Origin of the sequence: Micromonospora sp. NPDC048999 (assembly GCF_040649295.1) — a bacterium.
Classification (GTDB): Bacteria; Actinomycetota; Actinomycetes; order Mycobacteriales; family Micromonosporaceae; genus Micromonospora.
In genome coordinates, this window is the sequence record NZ_JBEZFI010000009.1 from 86,628 (window position 1) to 103,357 (window position 16,730).

Sequence of the window (16,730 nt, forward strand, 5' to 3'; positions counted from 1 at the left end):
TCGCCCCCGATGATCGAGGAAGCGGGTCACCGGTCGAGCGCTCGCGCTCGCGTACGTGTTCACGGAACGGATGCGAAGGTGTGGTGGGCCCAGTCGGCGAAGCTGGTCCAACCGACCTCGGGGTGGGCGGCATGCAGCGTGGCGATGTCGACCTGGTAGCCCGGCCCATTCAAGAACGTCCACATCGCGTGCATGTCCGGGTTGCCGATCTCGGTCAGTGGCGCCTTCTCGTGGTGCACTTCCCGCCCCAGCGCCGCGCTCAGCGCGGCCGCCATCTGGGTGGGGGTAGGGGCGTCGCTGGCCAGCTCGATGCGTCGCCCGACGTAGGGGGCGGGGTCGAGTAGCACCTGCGCGGCGAAGACGCCGTGGTCGGTGCGGTCAAGCTGCTGCAGCGGCCGGTCCGCCGGCAGCGGCAGTTCGAGCACCCCACTGCGAATGCGGTCCGCCACGCCGAGGGCGTTGTCGAAGAAGTACGTCGGCCCCAAGATCGTGTAGGGGACATCGCCAGCAGCCAGTTCGGCTTCGATGCGCGCCTTGCTGTCGAAGTGCGGCACGCCGCTGTCCTGATCGGCGCCGGCCACCGAACTGAACACCAGATGCGGTACTCGGGCTTCGCCGGCGGCTGCCAGGATCGCCCGCCCCTGGGCCACCTCGGCGTCCACGCCCGCCTCGAATGGCGTCGTGAGCGCGAAGGTGGCCGCCGCGCCCGCCATCGCCGCGGCCAGCGAGCTGCGATCATCCAGCGATCCCGTGACGACCTCGACACCCCGGTCGGCCAGCCGCCGAGCCGTCCCCCGCTTCGGGTCGCGCACCAGCGCCCGTACCCGGGCCCCGCGGCCCAACAACGCCTCGGTGACGGCACCGCCCTGACCGCCGGTCGCAGCGAGCACCAAGATCGGCGCATCGGCCATCAGAGTCACCTCTCCTCGGCGAGCTGGCGCGGCGACCGATCGTCGCCGCGCTCTACGCTATCCGCCCACCTCGGCCGTCACCCCTTCCTTGCGCACGTTCGTACGAGTGCGGTGGCGCCCGCTGGCGCAGAGCACGGGCCGCGGCGAAAGGATCGGTCGCCGCCAGGTCGTCCCGCGCCCCGCCGGCGCCCCGAACGGTGTCGGCGACGTACGTCGACAGGGGTTTGCGGTTGGCTGGGGTCACGCAACTGCGGCTGCGGCGGGCGGGGCGCTGACGGCGGTTGTGCGGCTGGGCGCGCGTAGGGCGCCGACGGCGCACAGGATCGCCCCGAGGGCGAGCCAGGCCAGCAGCACCGTCAGGGGCCGGGCGGCGCCGTGTCCGTCGAAGAAGGCGGTCGAGCGCAGCAGTGACCCGGCCGCGCCCGGCGGCAGCAGTTGCCCGAGCGTGCCGGACCAGCCCGGCAGCATCTGCGGCGCGGTGGCCGTGCCGGCCAGCGGGTTGCCGATCAGCATCATGATGACCGCTCCGAGGCCGAATCCGGCGTAGCCGAGCAGCGATTCCAGGCCGAGCAGGGTGAGAGAGGTAGCGGCGATCGACAGCGCGACCACGCCGGAGTTGGCCCAGTAGGCGCCGGTGATGGAGCCGAACCAGAACTGCAGGATCGCTGCGATGGCCAGCCCGCCGGTCACGGCGAACGCGAGCGCTCCGACTACCCGTCGCCCGGTGCCACGGATCCGGTTGGTCAACAGGACGGCGGCGAGCATGCCTCCCATCACCAGCGGCAGCGATCCGGCGGACAGGCCGGCGCCGCGAGGGTCGTCGGCGGGCAGCGGGGCGATGTCGCGGACCGCGCCGGCTGCGGCGGATGCGTCGCCGGTCGCCTGCGTCAGGGCGCCGGCCATCTGCTGCAGGGTCTGCGCGACGGAGGGGCTGGCAGCCGAGGCGATGATCACCTGCGGGGTGCCGGTGCTCACATCGATCGCCCCGTAGACCTCACGGTTGAGCACGGCGGCCTCGGCAGCGGCGGTGTCCGCGACTCGGGTGATGTCGAACGCGCCTGGTAGGCGCTGCTGCAACGCGGCAGTGACCTGATCCGTGGCGGCGGCCGGGCCGGCGACGGCGATTGGCACGTCGTGCACCGATGACCGCACAGCCGGCCACGCGAACGCGGTGAGCAGCGCACCGATGATCACCGTCAGCAACGCGACCACCGCGGCGACCTGCGGCCACGGCGACACCGCCGGCGGCGTGTCGGCTGGGGACGAGACGTCCGAGGCCATGACGACTCCTAAAGAAGAGCGGATGTTCGCTTTCGACGGTAGGAGTCGGCCGGGCGATTCGTCAAGAACGAACGTTCGCTTTTACGATGGGAGCCATGCCACGCGTCTCCGCCGAGTACCGCGCCAACCGCCGCGCCGAGATCCTCAACGCTGCCGCCCACCGCTTCGCCCGCGACGGGTTCCACCTGACCTCGATGGCCGACATCATCAGCGAGTCCGGCCTGTCCGCCGGGGCCGTCTACCGATACTTCCGCAGCAAGGAGGAGATCATCGGCGCTGTCGCCGAAACGGCCCTGACCACCGCCGACGAGGTGTTCGCCCGCCTGCTCGCCGACAACGCCACCCCCTCCCCCGCCGAGGCGGTGTCGGCGATGGTGAACGGCATCCTCAGCCGGGCCATCAACGACCCTGCCATCGGCCAGGACCTGACCCGTATCGCCGTCCAAGCCTGGGGCGAAGCGCTGCGCAATCCGGAGATCCGCGGGCGCGCCAACGACGCCTACCGGCGGCTACGCGGACACTGCGCCGAGGTCGCCCGCCGCTGGCAGGCCGCCGGAAACCTGCCCATCGACGCCGTACCGGAACACGTCGGCGCCGCCATGCTCGGCCTCACCCAAGGTTTCCTGCTGCAGCACCTGCTCGTCGAAGGCACCACCGCGCCCGACTACCTCGCCGGCGTGCACGCCCTGCTGTCACCGGGCACCACCGCAGTGTGACCGCGCACCGGCCGAGGGCCCCCGGGACCCCGCGAATGCCCGGTCACCTCATCGACGTCGGAGGATACCAAGATCGCCAACGTTCCACACTCGGATCTGGTGCTATACGGTCGGGGGGTGAAAACCGAGCGTCACTGGTGGAACGGCGACCGCACCGTGCGGGGGCGCCGCGACGTGTTCATCCGCACCGACGGCGAGTCGTGGGAGGTCGAGGCCCGAGCCGGCGGCAGCGCCGGTCGGTCGAAGATCCACCAGTGCCCTGGTCGGCAGTCGGCGGAGATCCTGGCCCGGGCATGGATGGACGGACAGAGCCGGTGGCAGGTGATGGCACCCTGATCGGCCGATGCCGATGCTCGTTCACCGCCGGTCAGCAGGCAGCATGGTCCGGTAGCTGGTTCGAGTAGACTGGCAGCGCGGCCCGCCCAGCATGGCGCGGCCGGGTTCGATGTCCCACGCCACGTGCCGCGGCCGAAGCGGTCAGCGCCGGGCGGACATCCCTTCGACGTTCGGAGCCTTCATGGCGGCAAGCCGCCCGCGCCAGACCAACTCGCCCGACTCCCCGACCTTCGCCGACCTCGGCGTACCGGACGCGCTCAACCGCGTGCTGGCCGCGGCCGGGGTGGAGCGGCCGTTCCCGATCCAGGCCGCGACCCTGCCCGACGCGCTCGCCGGGCGGGATGTGCTCGGCCGGGGCCGCACCGGTTCGGGTAAGACCTACGCTTTCGTACTGGCGGTGCTGACCCGCCTGGCCGCCAGCGCCACGCCACGGCGGGCCGGGCGACCCCGGGCGCTGATCCTCGTACCCACTCGTGAACTGGCCACCCAGATCGACACCGTGATGGCGCCGCTGGCGCAGGCGCTGTCGCTACGCGCGATGACCATCTTCGGTGGCGTCGCCGCCCGACCCCAGATCGCCGGGCTACGCGCCGGGGTCGACATCCTGGTGGCCTGCCCGGGCCGGCTCGCCGACCATGTCGAGGCCGGCAACGCGCACCTGGACGCGGTCGAGATCACCGTGCTCGACGAGGCCGACCACATGGCCGACCTCGGCTTCCTGCCCACCGTACGGCGGCTGATGGACCAGACCCCACGCGGTGGGCAGCGTCTGCTGTTCTCCGCCACCCTGGATGCCGGCGTCAACGTCCTCGTGCGGCGGTTCCTCACCGATCCGGTCGTGCACAGCGTCGACTCGACGCTGTCGCCGGTCGCCGCGATGACGCACCACGTCCTGCACGTCCACGCCGACGACCGGTTCGCCGTGCTGGTCGAGCTGACCGCCGCGCCGGGCCGCACCGTGGTGTTCACGCGTACCAAGCGGGGTGCGAAAACCCTCACCCGCCGGCTGGTCACGGCCGGTGTGAGGGCCGTCGAGCTGCATGGCAACCTGGCCCAGGCCGCGCGTACCAGGAACCTGCAGGCGTTCTCCGCCGGAGAGGTGCACACGCTCGTCGCCACCGACATCGCCGCCCGGGGCATCCACATCGACGACGTGGCCCTCGTCGTGCACGCCGACCCGCCCGCGGAACACAAGGCGTACCTGCACCGCTCGGGCCGTACCGCCCGGGCCGGCGCGGCCGGGACCGTCGTCACGCTGATGACCGACGGGCAGGTGCCCGAGGTACGGGAATTGACCCGCAAGGCGGGCATCACGGCGACCACCACCCGCCTGCGCCCGGGTGACGCGCTGCTACGCGAACTCGCCCCGGGGGAACGGACGCTGGTCCCCCAGCCCGTACCGCAGTCCGCCGCCCCGCAGTCCGCCGCCCCGCGGCACGACGCGCAGCCCGCCCACGGCGGCCGGGGCCGACGCGGCGGCAAGCCTGCGTCGACCACCCCGACACGATCCACAGCGACGCGATCCGGTGCGGCGGCCTTCTCCGCCCGGGCCCGGCCGGGCGCTCGCCACGGTGGGCGCTGACCGCTACCCGACGGGGCCGAGCACCGAGACCTCGGTGAGTTCGGCCTCCTCCGCAGCGCCCAAGCCGCGCACCCGGTAGCTGGTCAGTACCTTCAGCCATCGGTGGGGCAGGTGCCCCCGCCGGGATCACCGACGAGGACATGCGCGCCGCGGTCGGCGGCGCGGCGTAGGAACCCCAGCATCCGTGCGGCCATCTCGGGGTCGTAGAAGGCGTCGCCGGCGAGGATCACGTCGGCGTCGGCGTCGCCGCCGTCGCCGCCGAGCAGGTCGCCCTCGTTCACCGCCAGCGTGACCGCGTTGGCCGTGGCGTTAATCGCCACGGCCGCCAGGCGCGTACGGGGCGATGTCGTTGGCGGTCACCTCGGCGGCGCCCGCCTTGGCTGCGGCGATGGCGACCAGACCGGAGCCAGACGCCACGTCGATCACCCGCCGGCCGGCCACCACCTGCGGATGGTCCAGGACATACCGGGCGAGGGCCTGGCCGCCGGCCCAGGCGTTCGCCCAGAACGGCGTGCGGCCCGGTCCGACCCGTGCCTCTCCAACCTGGCCCGGCAACACGATCGCGTCATCAGCCAGGTACAGGCGGATCCCCGGTACGAACGGAAGACGCACGAGGCGCAGTCCGTCGAACTCGTCGGCGCGGAACGCGACGAAGGGCGTGAGCAGTGCGCCGGGCGGCGTGAGCAAGACATGCTCCGTTCATGGACGGTCGCCGGTCAGGGCGACCGGTTTCAGGCGCCCGCCGAACAAGGACTACGTCCGACCGCGTGCAGGTGGCGGGCCCGACGTCGCGGTGTTGATCGCCCGAAAAGCACGAGCGGATGTGCTGCCCTTCGGCGCGGCGGCACTGAGCCGTTTCACCCTGAGTAGCGGCTGGTCTCGACGCTGTACGGGACGAGGACGGCCTGCACGACCGCGGTCGCCCGGCGGGGGCGGCAACGCAGTGCCGTTTCTTGGGTACTCGGCGGTCCAGTCCTGTTTACGATTGGGCCGAAGGGGCGATTTGTCAGATCATGATCGTGTCTAGGGCAGTCGGGCGGCCGAGTGTCGAGGCGAGCGGCCGAGTGTCGGTGGCCGCCGATTCACCAGATCGGGGGGCCCGTGACGACCGACCGGGCGGTGGGGCTGACCCGCCAGGCCGGGGGACCGCAACGAGCAACCCTGTTGGAACTGTTCCTCGACCTGGTCTTCGTTGCCGCGCTCGCCCTGACGTCGCAGAAGCTGGCCGCTGATCTGACCTGGCCCGGAGTTTTTCAAACCCTGGTCCTGCTGATGGCGCTCTGGTGGGTCTGGTCGGTCACCGCGCTCACGACCGACATCTACTTACCGTATCGGCCACCGATCTACCTCATGACCATCTCGGTCATGTTCGGCACCATGCTGATGGCCGCCGCGCTGCCTGCGGCCTTCACCCGCGACGCCGTAGTCTTCGCGGCCGCCTACGTGGCGATCCACCTAGGCCGCAATCTCTTCCTGGCACCCGCCTTGCGAGGGCGCCAGGCACGTCGACACGCCGCGCGATTCCTCTTCTGGTTCTCCGTCTCGGCCCTGCCATGGCTCACTGGAGCCGCCGTGGCAGGAACCGCGCGTGGCGCGCTGTGGACGGCGGCCCTCGCCCTGGATTACGGGTCGGCCTGGCTCCGCTACCCCACACCCCGGCTCGGTCGGATACCCAGGTCGCAGTACAGGCTAGCGGCCGAACACCTGGCCGAACGCTACCAGCAGTTCTTCACTCTCGCCCTCGGCGACCTCATCCTGGTCCCCACCCTGACATACGCCGGCCGCGGATTCGCGCTCGACCGGACCGTCGCGTTCGTGCTCACGTTCGTCACCACCGTGCTGCTGTGGCAGATCTACATCCAACGCGCCGGGGCCCTGCTACAGGCCACCATCGAGGCCTCCCGCGACCCGGGCCGGCTCGTGCGGTCAGCGCCCTACACCCACCTGATCATGGTGGCCGGCGTCGTCGTCGCCGCAGCCGGAGCTGAAACCAGCATCCACCATCCCAGCGGCGACACCACCCTCGGGCTCATCGCTGTCGTTCTCGGCGGGCCCGCGTTGTTCCTGGCCGGCCGAGCCCGATTCGAGTACGAGGTATTCAGCCGGGTCTCCCCATCCCGTCTGGTCGCACTGCTCGTACTGGCCGTCGCCGCGCCGGTGATGGTGTACGTCCCACCGCTGGGGGTCGCCATCGTCGCGAACCTGGTCCTGGCCGGGGTGGCCACCGCGGACATCGTTCGCGCCCATGGGCGCCCACCCGAAGCACCATCCCCCGCCTTCTAGTGAAGTTAGGGATCGCCTTGGTCTGTCAAGGCGGGCTGGCCCCGCGGAGACCCGTGGATTGCTGACGCCTGACGATGGAATCAGCAACGGTTGCCGGCTACGGACCAAGCACCTGCCGCTGGCGCGCTACGCGTCTTTTGTGGATAGACGGCTGGTGGAATCGCCCCTCGTTATGGGGTCCTCCGGTTCACGCCGGGTGAGCACCAGAGGAGCGTCCTCGGTGATGGCGACCGTGTGTTCGGAGTGGGCCGTGCGTGAGCCGTCGGCCGACCGGATGGTCCAGCCGTCGGCGTCATAGATGATCCGGTCGGTGGTGCGGGCGAGCCAGGGTTCGAGCGCGAGGGTCAGGCCCGGCCGGAGCGTGAGGCCGCGCCCTGCCCTGCCCTTGTTCGAAACGTGGGGCTCCTCGTGCATGGTGCGGCCGAGGCCGTGGCCACCGAACTCGGTGTTGACCGGATAGCCGTAGTCGTGGGCTACCGCCCAGATGGCTGCCGAGATGTCACCCAGGCGGTTGCCCGGACGCGCCATCTCGATCGCCGCCGCCAACGCCTCCTCGGTGGCGCGGATGATCCGCAGGTCCTCCTCGGCGGCGGTCCCGACGACGACCGTGCGCGCCGAGTCGGCGACCCAGCCGTCGATGCTGACCGCGAGGTCCGCGCTGAGTACGTCGCCGTCACACAGCGTGTAGTCGTGGGGTAGGCCGTGCAGGACGGCGTCGTTGACCGACAGGCAGATGACGTTGCGGAACGGGCCGCGTCCGAAGGACGGTGCGTAGTCCCAGTAGCACGACTTCGCCCCGCGCCGTTTGATCATGCCGCGCACGTGGTGCTCCAGGTCGAGGAGGTTGACGCCCACGTCGGCGAGCTGGCCGACCTCGGAGAGCACCTCGGCGACGAAACGCCCGGCTACGTGCATGCGTTCGATCTCCGCAGGCGTTTTCAGTTCAATCACGAATACCTCGCGCCACAGGGTGTTGGTATAGTTATACCAACACGCTAACACTTGCCGGTATAGTAATACCAGCCCTATCCTGGGAGCATGGTCCGCCAACCGCTCACACCTGAGCAGATCGAAGCCGGCAAGCGTCTCGGCGCCCTGCTGCGCCAGGCGCGAGCGGGACGCGACCTGGCGGAAGTCGCGCACGCGGCTGGCATCTCGCCGGAAACCCTGCGCAAGATCGAGACCGGACGACTCCCCTCCCCCGGCTTCGGCACGATCATCTGCCTCGGTGAGGCGCTCAACCTGCCGGTGCAGGAGTTGGCCGCCACCTGGCGCGGCAGCGACCTAGCCGTCCTGTAGCCGCTGCTCCATTCACGGAAACCGGCCGGCGGGCACTATCGTTTCCGCGTGCACATCCGTTTTGACGTACCAGCCGATCCCGCCTACCCGGGCCGCGTGGCCGCTGCGCTCAGCAGTGTTCGGCTGCGCAGGTACGGGATTGTCGGCGCGGTGCTGGCGGCGGTCGGGGCGATCGGTTTCGCCGTCTCGTGGGGGTTCGCGTGGGGCGAACGGATCACGCCGCTGTACATAGCGCTGGTCGTGGCTGGCCTGCTTTCGATGCTGTACTCGCCGTGGGTGCGGTCGCGCGCCCGGCGCCGCTCCAGTCGCTACGCTGTCGAGGGCGCCTACGACATCACCGACGACAACATCATGATGCGCAGCGGCTCGGAATCCGGCGGCATCGCCTGGGACGGGGTCGCCCGGGTAAGGGACACCCCTGACTTCTGGATCGTGTATGTCGGCCGGATGCCGGCGACCGTGATCCCACGCCGCTTGATGTCCGCCGAAGACGCCGAGACCTTGCGAGCCTATATGGCCGAACGTGGGCTGCTCCAGCGTCGGTGAGTTCGATTGCCGCTGCGTCAAGGTCGGTGACAATCGTGTGGGCCCTCACCTGGGCTCCCCCTCGTTGGCCGCCGTCAGCCGGCGACGGAGTGTCTCTCGCTGCGCCGGCGACAGTTGACGCAGCCGGGCGAGTAGGGCGTCTCCGTTCCGGCGCGCACCAGGGAACTGCTGCCCGTTCAGGAGCCCACGCACCAGGTCGGCCACGAGCCGCCCGGACGCAGCCGAGTCGATCGGTGCCGGGGGGTCGAGCCGGCGGCCGACGCGACGTTCGAGGGCCTCGGCGACCCGCTCCGGGGTCCACTGCCCGACCGGCAGCCATTCCGCCAAGCCGAGATGCGCGAGGCGGGCGGCGTTATCCGGCCGGTCGAAGTTGCAGGGCAGGATGATCTGAGGCGTTCGGGAAGCGGAGGCCCGCGCCAGCGTGCCGATGCCGCCGTGGTGGATGACCGCCGAGACCCTCGGTATGACCTCCCGGAACGGCAGGCGGCGGAACCAGCGTATTCCCGGCGGCAGCGGCTGGGGCACCATGTCGGGGTGGGGGCAGACCAGCAGGCCGGTACGCCCGGCCCGGGCGCAGCCCTCCGCCGCCGTGGAGTAGAAGTTGTCGTGGGTCACCATGCTGGTGCCACCGGCGATCAGCACTGGTGGGGTGGCTGAGTTCAGCAGGTCTTCGGCCTCCGGCGGGACGGTGCCTGACTCGCCCGGGTCGTGGCTGACGAAGCCGGTGAGGTGGACGTTCGCCGGTGAAGCCGGGCCGGCCTTGTCGAACCAGTCCGGCCACAGCGCGATCTGCAGGTCGGGTCGGTCGTACCAGGCAACCCAGTCATGGATCGGCGGCAGCCCGAACTCCGCCCGCACCTTGTTCATCCGCGCCCCGATGGTGTAGCGGTACATCTTCTCCATCAGTGGCAGAGACTGTATCTGCGTGGGGCACACGGCCACCCAGGCCACCGGAACCCCTAACGTCTCCGCCGCCATCAGGGCGGACACGCCACTGCTGTGCCGGGCCACGACGACCGTGTCACCCGGCACGTGGCGGTCGACCAGAGTGGTGAACTCGGTCCGGATCTGGTCAAACCAGGTGAACCGCTCATAGAACTGTGCCACGGCCATCGGACGGCGGAACACGTCCGCGTTGAGCCGCTGAGTGTCCAACAACTCCTGGGCGTACTGCTCTTCGGTGTCGATCGCGACGAAGTCCATTCCGGAACCGACGACGACGTCCCGATACGGGCTGTGGGTCAGCACGGTCACCCGGTGCCCGTCGGCGGCCAGCGCCTTTCCGACGCCGATGAGCGGCAGCAGGTCGCCGGCTGTGCCGTGCGTGATGACGAACGCGTTAGCCATGATCGTCCCTAGTGATCGTCGGCGGCGTCTAGCAGGACCTCGATCCGTTCGCTGGGCAGAACCCTGAGCTGACCGGCCAGCATGTCGAGCTCGTCGACGTCGTGATCGCCCTGCTGCGCCTCGTCGATGGCGGCGGCGATCTCGGCGATACTCAACGTCGTCTCGAACAGGACGTTGACCGGTAGCTCGACACCGAAGTGCTGGCGGACCTGCCCCATGAAGCCGACGAGCTTGAGGGAATCGCCGTTGAGTTCGAAGAAATTGTCGGTGATGGACCGTGGTGGCGGCGTGAGCAGCTCGGCCCACAGCTGCATGACGGTGCGCTGTGTCGAGGTCTGCGGCGGCACGATCTCGTCGGCGGCCCCGGGGTAGTCGGCGGTCGTGATGCTGCCCCGCCAGGCTTGGACGGCCGCGACGATCTGGGCTGCGGTGGTCAGGTTCGTAGCGATGTGCTGGATCTTCTCCGACGGTGCGGCCGAGGTCGGTCCGGCCTGAATGTTGGCGTCCCCGGACGGGGGTGTGTCGGCGGCCTCGTCGGGTTGGTAGCGAGCGGCGGCGGCCTCGGCGGCGGTGAGGCAGAGGTGGCTGGTGCCGGTGGTACGGTCCCACTGGCCGGGCAGGGCGGCCAGGAACTGGTACGCGGGCAGGTTCCGCCCGGTCGGGACGTACGCGACCCGTACCTCGGTCAGCCCACGGGCGATGGCCCGGGTTCCGAGGTCAGCCATCATACGGTGTTCGATGCCGCGACCGAGCGCACGACAGGACAGCAGCATCGCGTCCACCACCAGTACCGCCTGGTCGACGTGGCACAGGGTCACGCCGACCAGGCCGTAGTCGCCGAAGCGGTCGCGTGCCCGTACCACCAGGCAGGTGCCGTCGTCGAGGTAGGGGGCGAGGTCGGCCACCGGGTACCGCTGGCCGGTCAGGTTGAACTGGTTGGTGCGCGCGGTCAGTTGCGCCACCCGTTCCAGCTCCGTTTCCGTGGGCGCGTCGATGGTGACCGTCAGCCGCAGCCGGTCCAGGAACTCGGCCAGGGTGCCCGCCCGTGCTCTGACCTGTTCGCGTTGCCCGTGCTCCCGGTAACGCAGCCCCCGCTGGCTGTCGTCCCGGGTCACCGTGAAGGTGTCCAGCAGCCAGCTATGGGTCAGCAGCGACACGGCGGCGTCGGCGTCGGGCGGCAGGAGTATCGATGTCACCTGCGGCAGGCTCGACCGCATCTCGGCCACCTGCACCGGATCGTCGTCGACGAACAGGAAGTCGTCCAGCGCGAGCCCCAGTTGCGTCGACAGCGAGCGCAGGTTCTCCGGCTTCGGCTGCCAGTTGGCCCGGATCGCGGTGACGTGCTCGTCGCGCACCAGCATGTCGGGATGCCGTTGCAACACCTCCCGGACGTCCCCGTCGTCGTTGCGACTGTTGAGGCAGAGCAGCCGCCCGGCGTGCACCTGCTCGATCAGCAGCTCCTGCAACCGGCGCCGGCCGGGGGAGACCTCGACGCCGTCCACCCCGACCTCGCCGACCACACCGTCCCACAGCGTGCCGTCGCAATCGGCCACGACGACCTTCTGCGCCGGCCGCAGCCAGCCGTGCACGGCCCGCGCCACCGCGGTGCCCAGCATCGCGTACCCGTCTCGGGTGTACGGCATCCGGCCGAGTTCCTCGGTGAACGGCTCGTGCCACTCCTGCTCGGGAAACCACGACAGTAGTCGTGCCGAGGAGATCGCCACCGCGCCCGGTACACCCGCGAGCTGGGAGATCAACGATTCCTCGGCCTCGGCCGTCGCCTCGGCCGACTGCGATGGTGACGGACACACCACGACCGCCACCCGGGCCGATCCGGCTGCCACGCGTACCGCTTCCGCCAGTTCATCGACCAACTCCGACAGGTTCGGGTCAGGCCCGTCGCCGGCCCGCCCGGAATCGGTCAGCCAGTCGGCCAGCCGAACCAGCACCACTCGGCCGTCCATGTCCACGCCGCTGACGCCGAGCAGTTCCTGGAACACCTGGCCGAAGCCACCGAACTGCCATCCCACGTCCAGATCGAGCAGTCCGGTCCAGAACTCCAGCACGTCGTTGACGGGATCGACCGTGAACGACCCGATCACACGCACCCGGAACACGATTCCTCCCGTTGATCCATCGATCGAGTTACTCATCGCGCCAGTCGGTGCCGGCAGGTCAGGCGCCGGCCAGTTCCCGTGTGAGGGTTTCGAGCGTGCCCTGGTACTCAGCCGCCAGCCGGTCGATCGTCTGGTGGTCGAACCGGTCGGTGCGGTAGGCCACGTTCACCGCGATGTCGCCGGACGCCCGGAAGCTGAGCGTCCACAGCGCGCCGTCCGGGATCTGGGCGGTGACCGGTACGTTGCCCGTCTGCGGTCGGGGGACCGGGTTGAACGTCACGCCGCCGGCGGTCGTGGGATGCGAGTCGGGCACGAAGGGCAGGGCTTGGAACGTCACCGGCGCGAGGTCGTCCCGCATGGCTGCCGCCATGAGGTCTGGAGCGGCGTCGAAGATGCGCGTGGACGGCACGTCGTGGGCGTAGGCGGCCAGGCAGGTGTCGCGGGTGCGCCAGAGCAGCTCCAGCCCAGCGGTGCCCTCGTCCAGCCTCGTCCGCAGCGGCACGAAGTTGAAGAAGGAGCCGACCGCGCTGTCGAACAGCCCGTTTCCCCGGCCCGGAGTGTGCGTCGAGACCACGATGTCGGTGGCGCCGGTCAACCGCTGGACCAGCCGGTAGTAGGCGGCGAGCAGCACCATGAACGGTGAACACCGGGCCTGCCTGGCCAGCCTGGTCACCTCGGTGCCCAGATTCGCGGGAATCACGAATCGGTGCGCGGCGGTCACCGGCGGCAGCTTCGCCGACCGGGGGTGGTCACACCTGAGCGCGGTCAGCTCCGCCCCGCGCAGCGCCTCCGCCCAGTATCGCTCGGCGGTCGTCATCGACCGGCTCCCGGCCCGCGCCCGCTCCCAGGCGACGAAGTCCCGGTACTGGGGTACCGGCGGCAGGTCGCCGGGAGTGCCCGCGCACCGGGCCGCGTACAACTCCACGAGATCGCGCGCGATCACCGGCAACGACCAACCGTCGACCGCGGTGTGGTGCATCAACAGGGCCAGGACGGCATCCTCTTGATCGAAGTACATGATTACCGGGCGTACGTGGGGCAGCTCGTCGGCGTCGACGTCGCTGCACTCCAGCTCGTTCAGGAACGCCGCCGCCCGCCGGGGCCGCTCCTCGTGCGGCACGCCGGGGCATTCCCTGACTTCGAGCCGCGGTGGGCTGGCCGGAAAGACCTGCTGGTAGGGCGACTCGACGCCGCGCACGATCCTGGTGCGTAGGGCCTCGTGCCGCCGTACCAGGTCGAGGAGCGCTCCGCGTAGCGCGGCCTGGTCGATCGGTCCGGCCAGCCGCCGGTCGAGCATGATGTGGTAACTCGGACCGAACGGGCCCGACTCGGGATCGCTGTCGAACATGCACAGGAACTCCTGGTTGAACGAGAGCGGCAGCCGATCCGGCGACACCGCGCCACCCGGGGCGTCCGGTCCGTCGCGCGTCGGGTCCAACTTGACCACCTTGTCCTCCTCGCTGGCATGCGTCTCGCGCCACGGAACCTGTGCGCGAAGGGCGGCCGCCGTGCGTCGGTCGGCGCACCTGGCCTGGTAGGGCAGATCACTCGGCTTGCTGCGCCTCGGCCTGTTTCGCACCGATCGGCGCAACCCCGCGCAAGGTGGTGAACGCCAGCACCGCGAGCGCGAGGAACAGGACCACGCAGAGGGCGGCGATGTTCGTGACCGCGGTGTTGAAGGTCTCTCTGGCCGCGAGAAGGAGCTTTTCGGCGGCACCGGCCGGGAGCCCGTGCGCGAGGTTGAGCGCGTGAGCGATCGAGTCGTTGGCGACGGCCCCGTCTGCCGGCGAGACCTCGGCGGGGATGCTCACGTTGCCCGAGTAGAAGGCGGTCGCCAGGCTGCCGAAGATGGCGATGCCGAACGCGGAGCTGGCCTCGCCGGCGGTGCCGTTCAACGATCCGGCCGAGCCCGCCTGGTCGGCGGGGGCCGCCTGCATCACCAGTTGGCCGCTGAGCACGCCGACAGGGCTGGTGCCGGCCATGACGATGCACAGTCCGACCATCAGCGTGGTGAGACCGTCCACCGCGGGCGTCTGGCTCAGCACGGCGGACCCGACCGAGGCGATGACCAGGCCGCCCGCGAGCACGAACGCCGGTCGCGTCCGCTTCGCCAGCATCGTGGAGACGTGTACGCCGCCGATCGCCACCGTGATCGGCAGCACCATCCACAGCGCGGTCGTCAGCGTGGAGAAGCCCTCGACCAGTTGCAGGTGCTGGTTGAGCACCAGACCGTTGCCGCTCTGCACCACCCCGACGAGCAGGAACATGGCCAGCGTGGCGCCGATGGCGCGGATGCCGAACAGTCGCATGTCGAGCAGGGGATTCGACCGTTGGCGCTGGCGGGTTACGAACACCGCGCCCACCACCAGACCGAAGGCCATCACGGTCAGCGGCAGCGGCTTCCAGCCCACCCGGGCAACGGTCGTGAGACCGTAGACCACCGGGACGATCGCCATCAGCCACAGCACCACGCTCAGCACGTCGATCGGCTGGTCGGACCGGTGCCGGGTCTCCGGTAGGACGAACGGGCCGACCACCAGCAACCACAGCATCACCGGTACCGCGATCAGGAACACCGACCCCGGCCAGAACCGGTTCAGCAACAGGCCGCCGACGGTCGGCCCGAGGGAGACGCCGACCATGGCCGCGGTGGCGGAGATGGACATCGCCGTGGCCATCTGCCGGCGGTCCGGGAACAGCTCCCTGATCAGGGCGAAGAGACTCGGTCCGACGGCGCCGCCGGCCATGCCGAGCGCCGCCCTGAGGACGATGAGGGATTCCGGCGTATTGGCGAACGCGGCCAAGAGGGACAGCACGCTGAAGGCGGCAGCGCCGGTCAAGAGCAACTTGCGATGGCCGACCCGGTCACCGACGCGACCCATCGCCACCAGAAAAGCCATCAGGAAGAAGCCGTAGATGTCCGCGATCCAGAGGGTTTGCGTGCTGGTCGCCCCGAGGTTCGCGGTCAGGGAAGGCAACGCGAGGAAAATGATGCCGTTATCCAGGAGGATGAACATCATCGGCACCACGAGGGCGGCTAATCCCACCCACTCCCGGCGTCCGGCGCGCCGGACCTGATCCGCTTTTCCGCGCTCCAACTCGACCATGCGAAAAGCATTCACCGCGAGGGGCGCATCGGTCATCTTCGAACTTGCCTATCGTCGCCGACGCTTGCCGGCGTCCTTTTCCAGCGATATCCGCGCGGCAACGCGCGGCTGCCACCACGATGGGTGTGGCAACCTGCCCGCGCTCCAGCCAAGCAGGGCACCGGGACGGACGATGCCGTAGGCCCGTCCACCCCGGTGCCGCTTCACTCCTCGGTCCGCCACGCCGGCGCCGCAGCCCGCCGGTCTGGCCACGGACTAAGGGCGGGTTGTCGCTGAGACGGCGGGCCGGGCGCTACCGCGCGGCCAGCCCCGCCAGGTACGGGCCGAGGCGGTCGACGGTGGCGGTCCAGCCGTTGGCGATGCCCTTGGTCAGCCAGCTGCGGACGGCCTCGTCGCTCACATGGTCGTCGAACCCGACGTCGAGGGTCATCTCGGTGGCACCGTCGACGTCCTTGAGCGTGACCGTGACGACCGGGTTGTCGTCGGAGCTGTCCACCCCGACGGGCGGCCAACCGTCCACCGCGCCCCAGGTGAAGACGAGCTTCTCCGGCGGGACGACCTGACGGTACACGCCGCCGGTGGTGTACTGGCGCTCCTCGTTCTCGATCATGTGCAGCCGCCAGGCGCCGCCGGTCTTGAGGTCGACCGTGGTTTCATGCCGCGACCCGGCGGTCTCCGTGTCGATGAACCAGTGCAGGTGTTCGGGGTCCGTCCATGCCTGGAAGACGAGTTCGCGGGGGGCGTCGAGCCTCCGCACGATGGTGAATCCGCGTCGGGTCTCGGTCAGGGTACTCATCGTTGGTCCTCTCGTGGTTGTCCACGCCTACCCGTCGGCGCCGGCCGGTCCCCCGGCCTCCCGGTCTCGCATCATGGTTTTCAGGTGCTCCTCCAGCCGGTCCAGGCGGGCCTGGAAGGCTCGGTAGGGCTCCATCCACTTGTCGAGCTCCAGCAGCGGGCCGATTTCGAGCCGGCAGTGCCGCCACTGGGCGTTGCGGCTCTTCACCACCAGCCCGGCCTTTTCGAGGACGCTGAGGTGCCGGGACACCGAGGGCAGGCTCATCGCGTGTGGCGCGGCGAGCTCCTTGACCGTGGCCTCCCCCTCTGCCAGCCGAGCCAGGATGGAGCGCCGCGTCGGGTCGGCCAGGGCGGCGAACGTCGCGCTCAGGGAGTCATCAACCACGGCATTTACTCACCTTGTTAATTAG

The 16,730-nt window shown here is 70.0% G+C and carries 17 protein-coding genes; 6 read left to right on the forward strand and 11 right to left on the reverse strand.

All coding sequences use genetic code 11. From position 1 onward, the window contains the following. Positions 1–59: 59 nt before the first annotated feature. Positions 60–911 carry an NmrA/HSCARG family protein gene (locus tag AB0C02_RS13720; RefSeq protein ID WP_357547819.1) on the reverse strand — a complete coding sequence of 284 codons (852 nt, stop codon included), beginning with the start codon at positions 909–911 and terminating at the stop codon, positions 60–62. A gap of 240 nt (positions 912–1,151) precedes the next feature. After that, positions 1,152–2,192, reverse strand: coding sequence for a hypothetical protein (locus tag AB0C02_RS13725; protein ID WP_357547820.1), 1,041 nt, complete (start codon positions 2,190–2,192; stop codon positions 1,152–1,154). A gap of 95 nt (positions 2,193–2,287) precedes the next feature. Between AB0C02_RS13725 and AB0C02_RS13730 the strand changes: the two genes are divergently transcribed. The 3 genes from AB0C02_RS13730 to AB0C02_RS13740 all read left to right on the forward strand — a co-directional run bounded on the left by AB0C02_RS13730 (position 2,288) and on the right by AB0C02_RS13740 (position 4,826). After that, positions 2,288–2,908 carry a TetR/AcrR family transcriptional regulator gene (locus AB0C02_RS13730; RefSeq protein ID WP_357547822.1) on the forward strand — a complete coding sequence of 207 codons (621 nt, stop codon included), beginning with the start codon at positions 2,288–2,290 and terminating at the stop codon, positions 2,906–2,908. 117 nt (positions 2,909–3,025) lie between these two features. Further along, on the forward strand, positions 3,026–3,244 hold the full coding sequence (locus AB0C02_RS13735) for a hypothetical protein (RefSeq protein WP_357547823.1): 219 nt from the start codon (positions 3,026–3,028) through the stop codon (positions 3,242–3,244). A 181-nt stretch (positions 3,245–3,425) separates the two neighbouring features. Beyond that, a complete protein-coding gene (locus tag AB0C02_RS13740) occupies positions 3,426–4,826 on the forward strand; it encodes a DEAD/DEAH box helicase (protein WP_357547825.1) in 1,401 nt (466 codons plus the stop codon). 92 nt (positions 4,827–4,918) lie between these two features. Here AB0C02_RS13740 and AB0C02_RS13745 read toward each other — a convergent pair whose 3' ends face one another. Then, complete coding sequence (locus AB0C02_RS13745) at positions 4,919–5,146, reverse strand: hypothetical protein (protein WP_357547828.1); 228 nt, start codon at positions 5,144–5,146, stop codon at positions 4,919–4,921. Then, the gene (locus AB0C02_RS13750; protein WP_357547830.1) at positions 5,136–5,513 is read right to left on the reverse strand and encodes a 50S ribosomal protein L11 methyltransferase; all 378 of its coding nucleotides are present in this window, start codon (positions 5,511–5,513) and stop codon (positions 5,136–5,138) included. Before AB0C02_RS13750 ends, AB0C02_RS13745 begins: the two co-directional genes overlap by 11 nt. A 414-nt stretch (positions 5,514–5,927) precedes the next feature. On the opposite strand from AB0C02_RS13750, the gene AB0C02_RS13755 reads away from it, so the two are divergent. Further along, positions 5,928–7,109 carry a low temperature requirement protein A gene (locus tag AB0C02_RS13755; protein ID WP_357547831.1) on the forward strand — a complete coding sequence of 394 codons (1,182 nt, stop codon included), beginning with the start codon at positions 5,928–5,930 and terminating at the stop codon, positions 7,107–7,109. Between the two features lie 126 nt (positions 7,110–7,235). Here the strand turns inward: AB0C02_RS13755 and map are convergent, their stop codons facing one another. Further along, positions 7,236–8,060, reverse strand: coding sequence for a type I methionyl aminopeptidase (map, locus tag AB0C02_RS13760; protein ID WP_357547957.1), 825 nt, complete (start codon positions 8,058–8,060; stop codon positions 7,236–7,238). Between the two features lie 87 nt (positions 8,061–8,147). Between map and AB0C02_RS13765 the strand changes: the two genes are divergently transcribed. Together AB0C02_RS13765 and AB0C02_RS13770 are read left to right on the forward strand one after the other, a co-directional pair. After that, the gene (locus tag AB0C02_RS13765; RefSeq protein ID WP_357547832.1) at positions 8,148–8,408 is read left to right on the forward strand and encodes a helix-turn-helix transcriptional regulator; all 261 of its coding nucleotides are present in this window, start codon (positions 8,148–8,150) and stop codon (positions 8,406–8,408) included. Positions 8,409–8,456: 48 nt separating this feature from the next. Further along, on the forward strand, positions 8,457–8,954 hold the full coding sequence (locus AB0C02_RS13770; protein ID WP_357547834.1) for a YcxB family protein: 498 nt from the start codon (positions 8,457–8,459) through the stop codon (positions 8,952–8,954). A 45-nt stretch (positions 8,955–8,999) separates the two neighbouring features. On the opposite strand, the gene AB0C02_RS13775 is transcribed toward AB0C02_RS13770, so the two are convergent. From AB0C02_RS13775 to AB0C02_RS13800, 6 genes are all read right to left on the reverse strand, one after another. Then, entirely contained in the window at positions 9,000–10,301 is a 1,302-nt protein-coding gene (locus AB0C02_RS13775) for a nucleotide disphospho-sugar-binding domain-containing protein (RefSeq protein ID WP_357547836.1), read from the reverse strand. Positions 10,302–10,309: 8 nt separating this feature from the next. Next, the gene (locus AB0C02_RS13780) at positions 10,310–12,418 is read right to left on the reverse strand and encodes an HAD-IIIC family phosphatase (RefSeq protein ID WP_357547840.1); all 2,109 of its coding nucleotides are present in this window, start codon (positions 12,416–12,418) and stop codon (positions 10,310–10,312) included. 58 nt (positions 12,419–12,476) lie between these two features. Next, the gene (locus AB0C02_RS13785) at positions 12,477–13,865 is read right to left on the reverse strand and encodes a condensation domain-containing protein (RefSeq protein WP_357547841.1); all 1,389 of its coding nucleotides are present in this window, start codon (positions 13,863–13,865) and stop codon (positions 12,477–12,479) included. 97 nt (positions 13,866–13,962) lie between these two features. Continuing rightward, positions 13,963–15,525, reverse strand: a complete 1,563-nt coding sequence (locus AB0C02_RS13790) for an MFS transporter (RefSeq protein WP_357547842.1) — start codon at positions 15,523–15,525, stop codon at positions 13,963–13,965. A gap of 292 nt (positions 15,526–15,817) precedes the next feature. Then, a complete protein-coding gene (locus tag AB0C02_RS13795; protein WP_357547844.1) occupies positions 15,818–16,321 on the reverse strand; it encodes an SRPBCC domain-containing protein in 504 nt (167 codons plus the stop codon). Positions 16,322–16,348: 27 nt separating this feature from the next. Further along, the gene (locus AB0C02_RS13800) at positions 16,349–16,705 is read right to left on the reverse strand and encodes a metalloregulator ArsR/SmtB family transcription factor (protein ID WP_357547846.1); all 357 of its coding nucleotides are present in this window, start codon (positions 16,703–16,705) and stop codon (positions 16,349–16,351) included. Between the last annotated feature and the right edge of the window lie 25 nt (positions 16,706–16,730).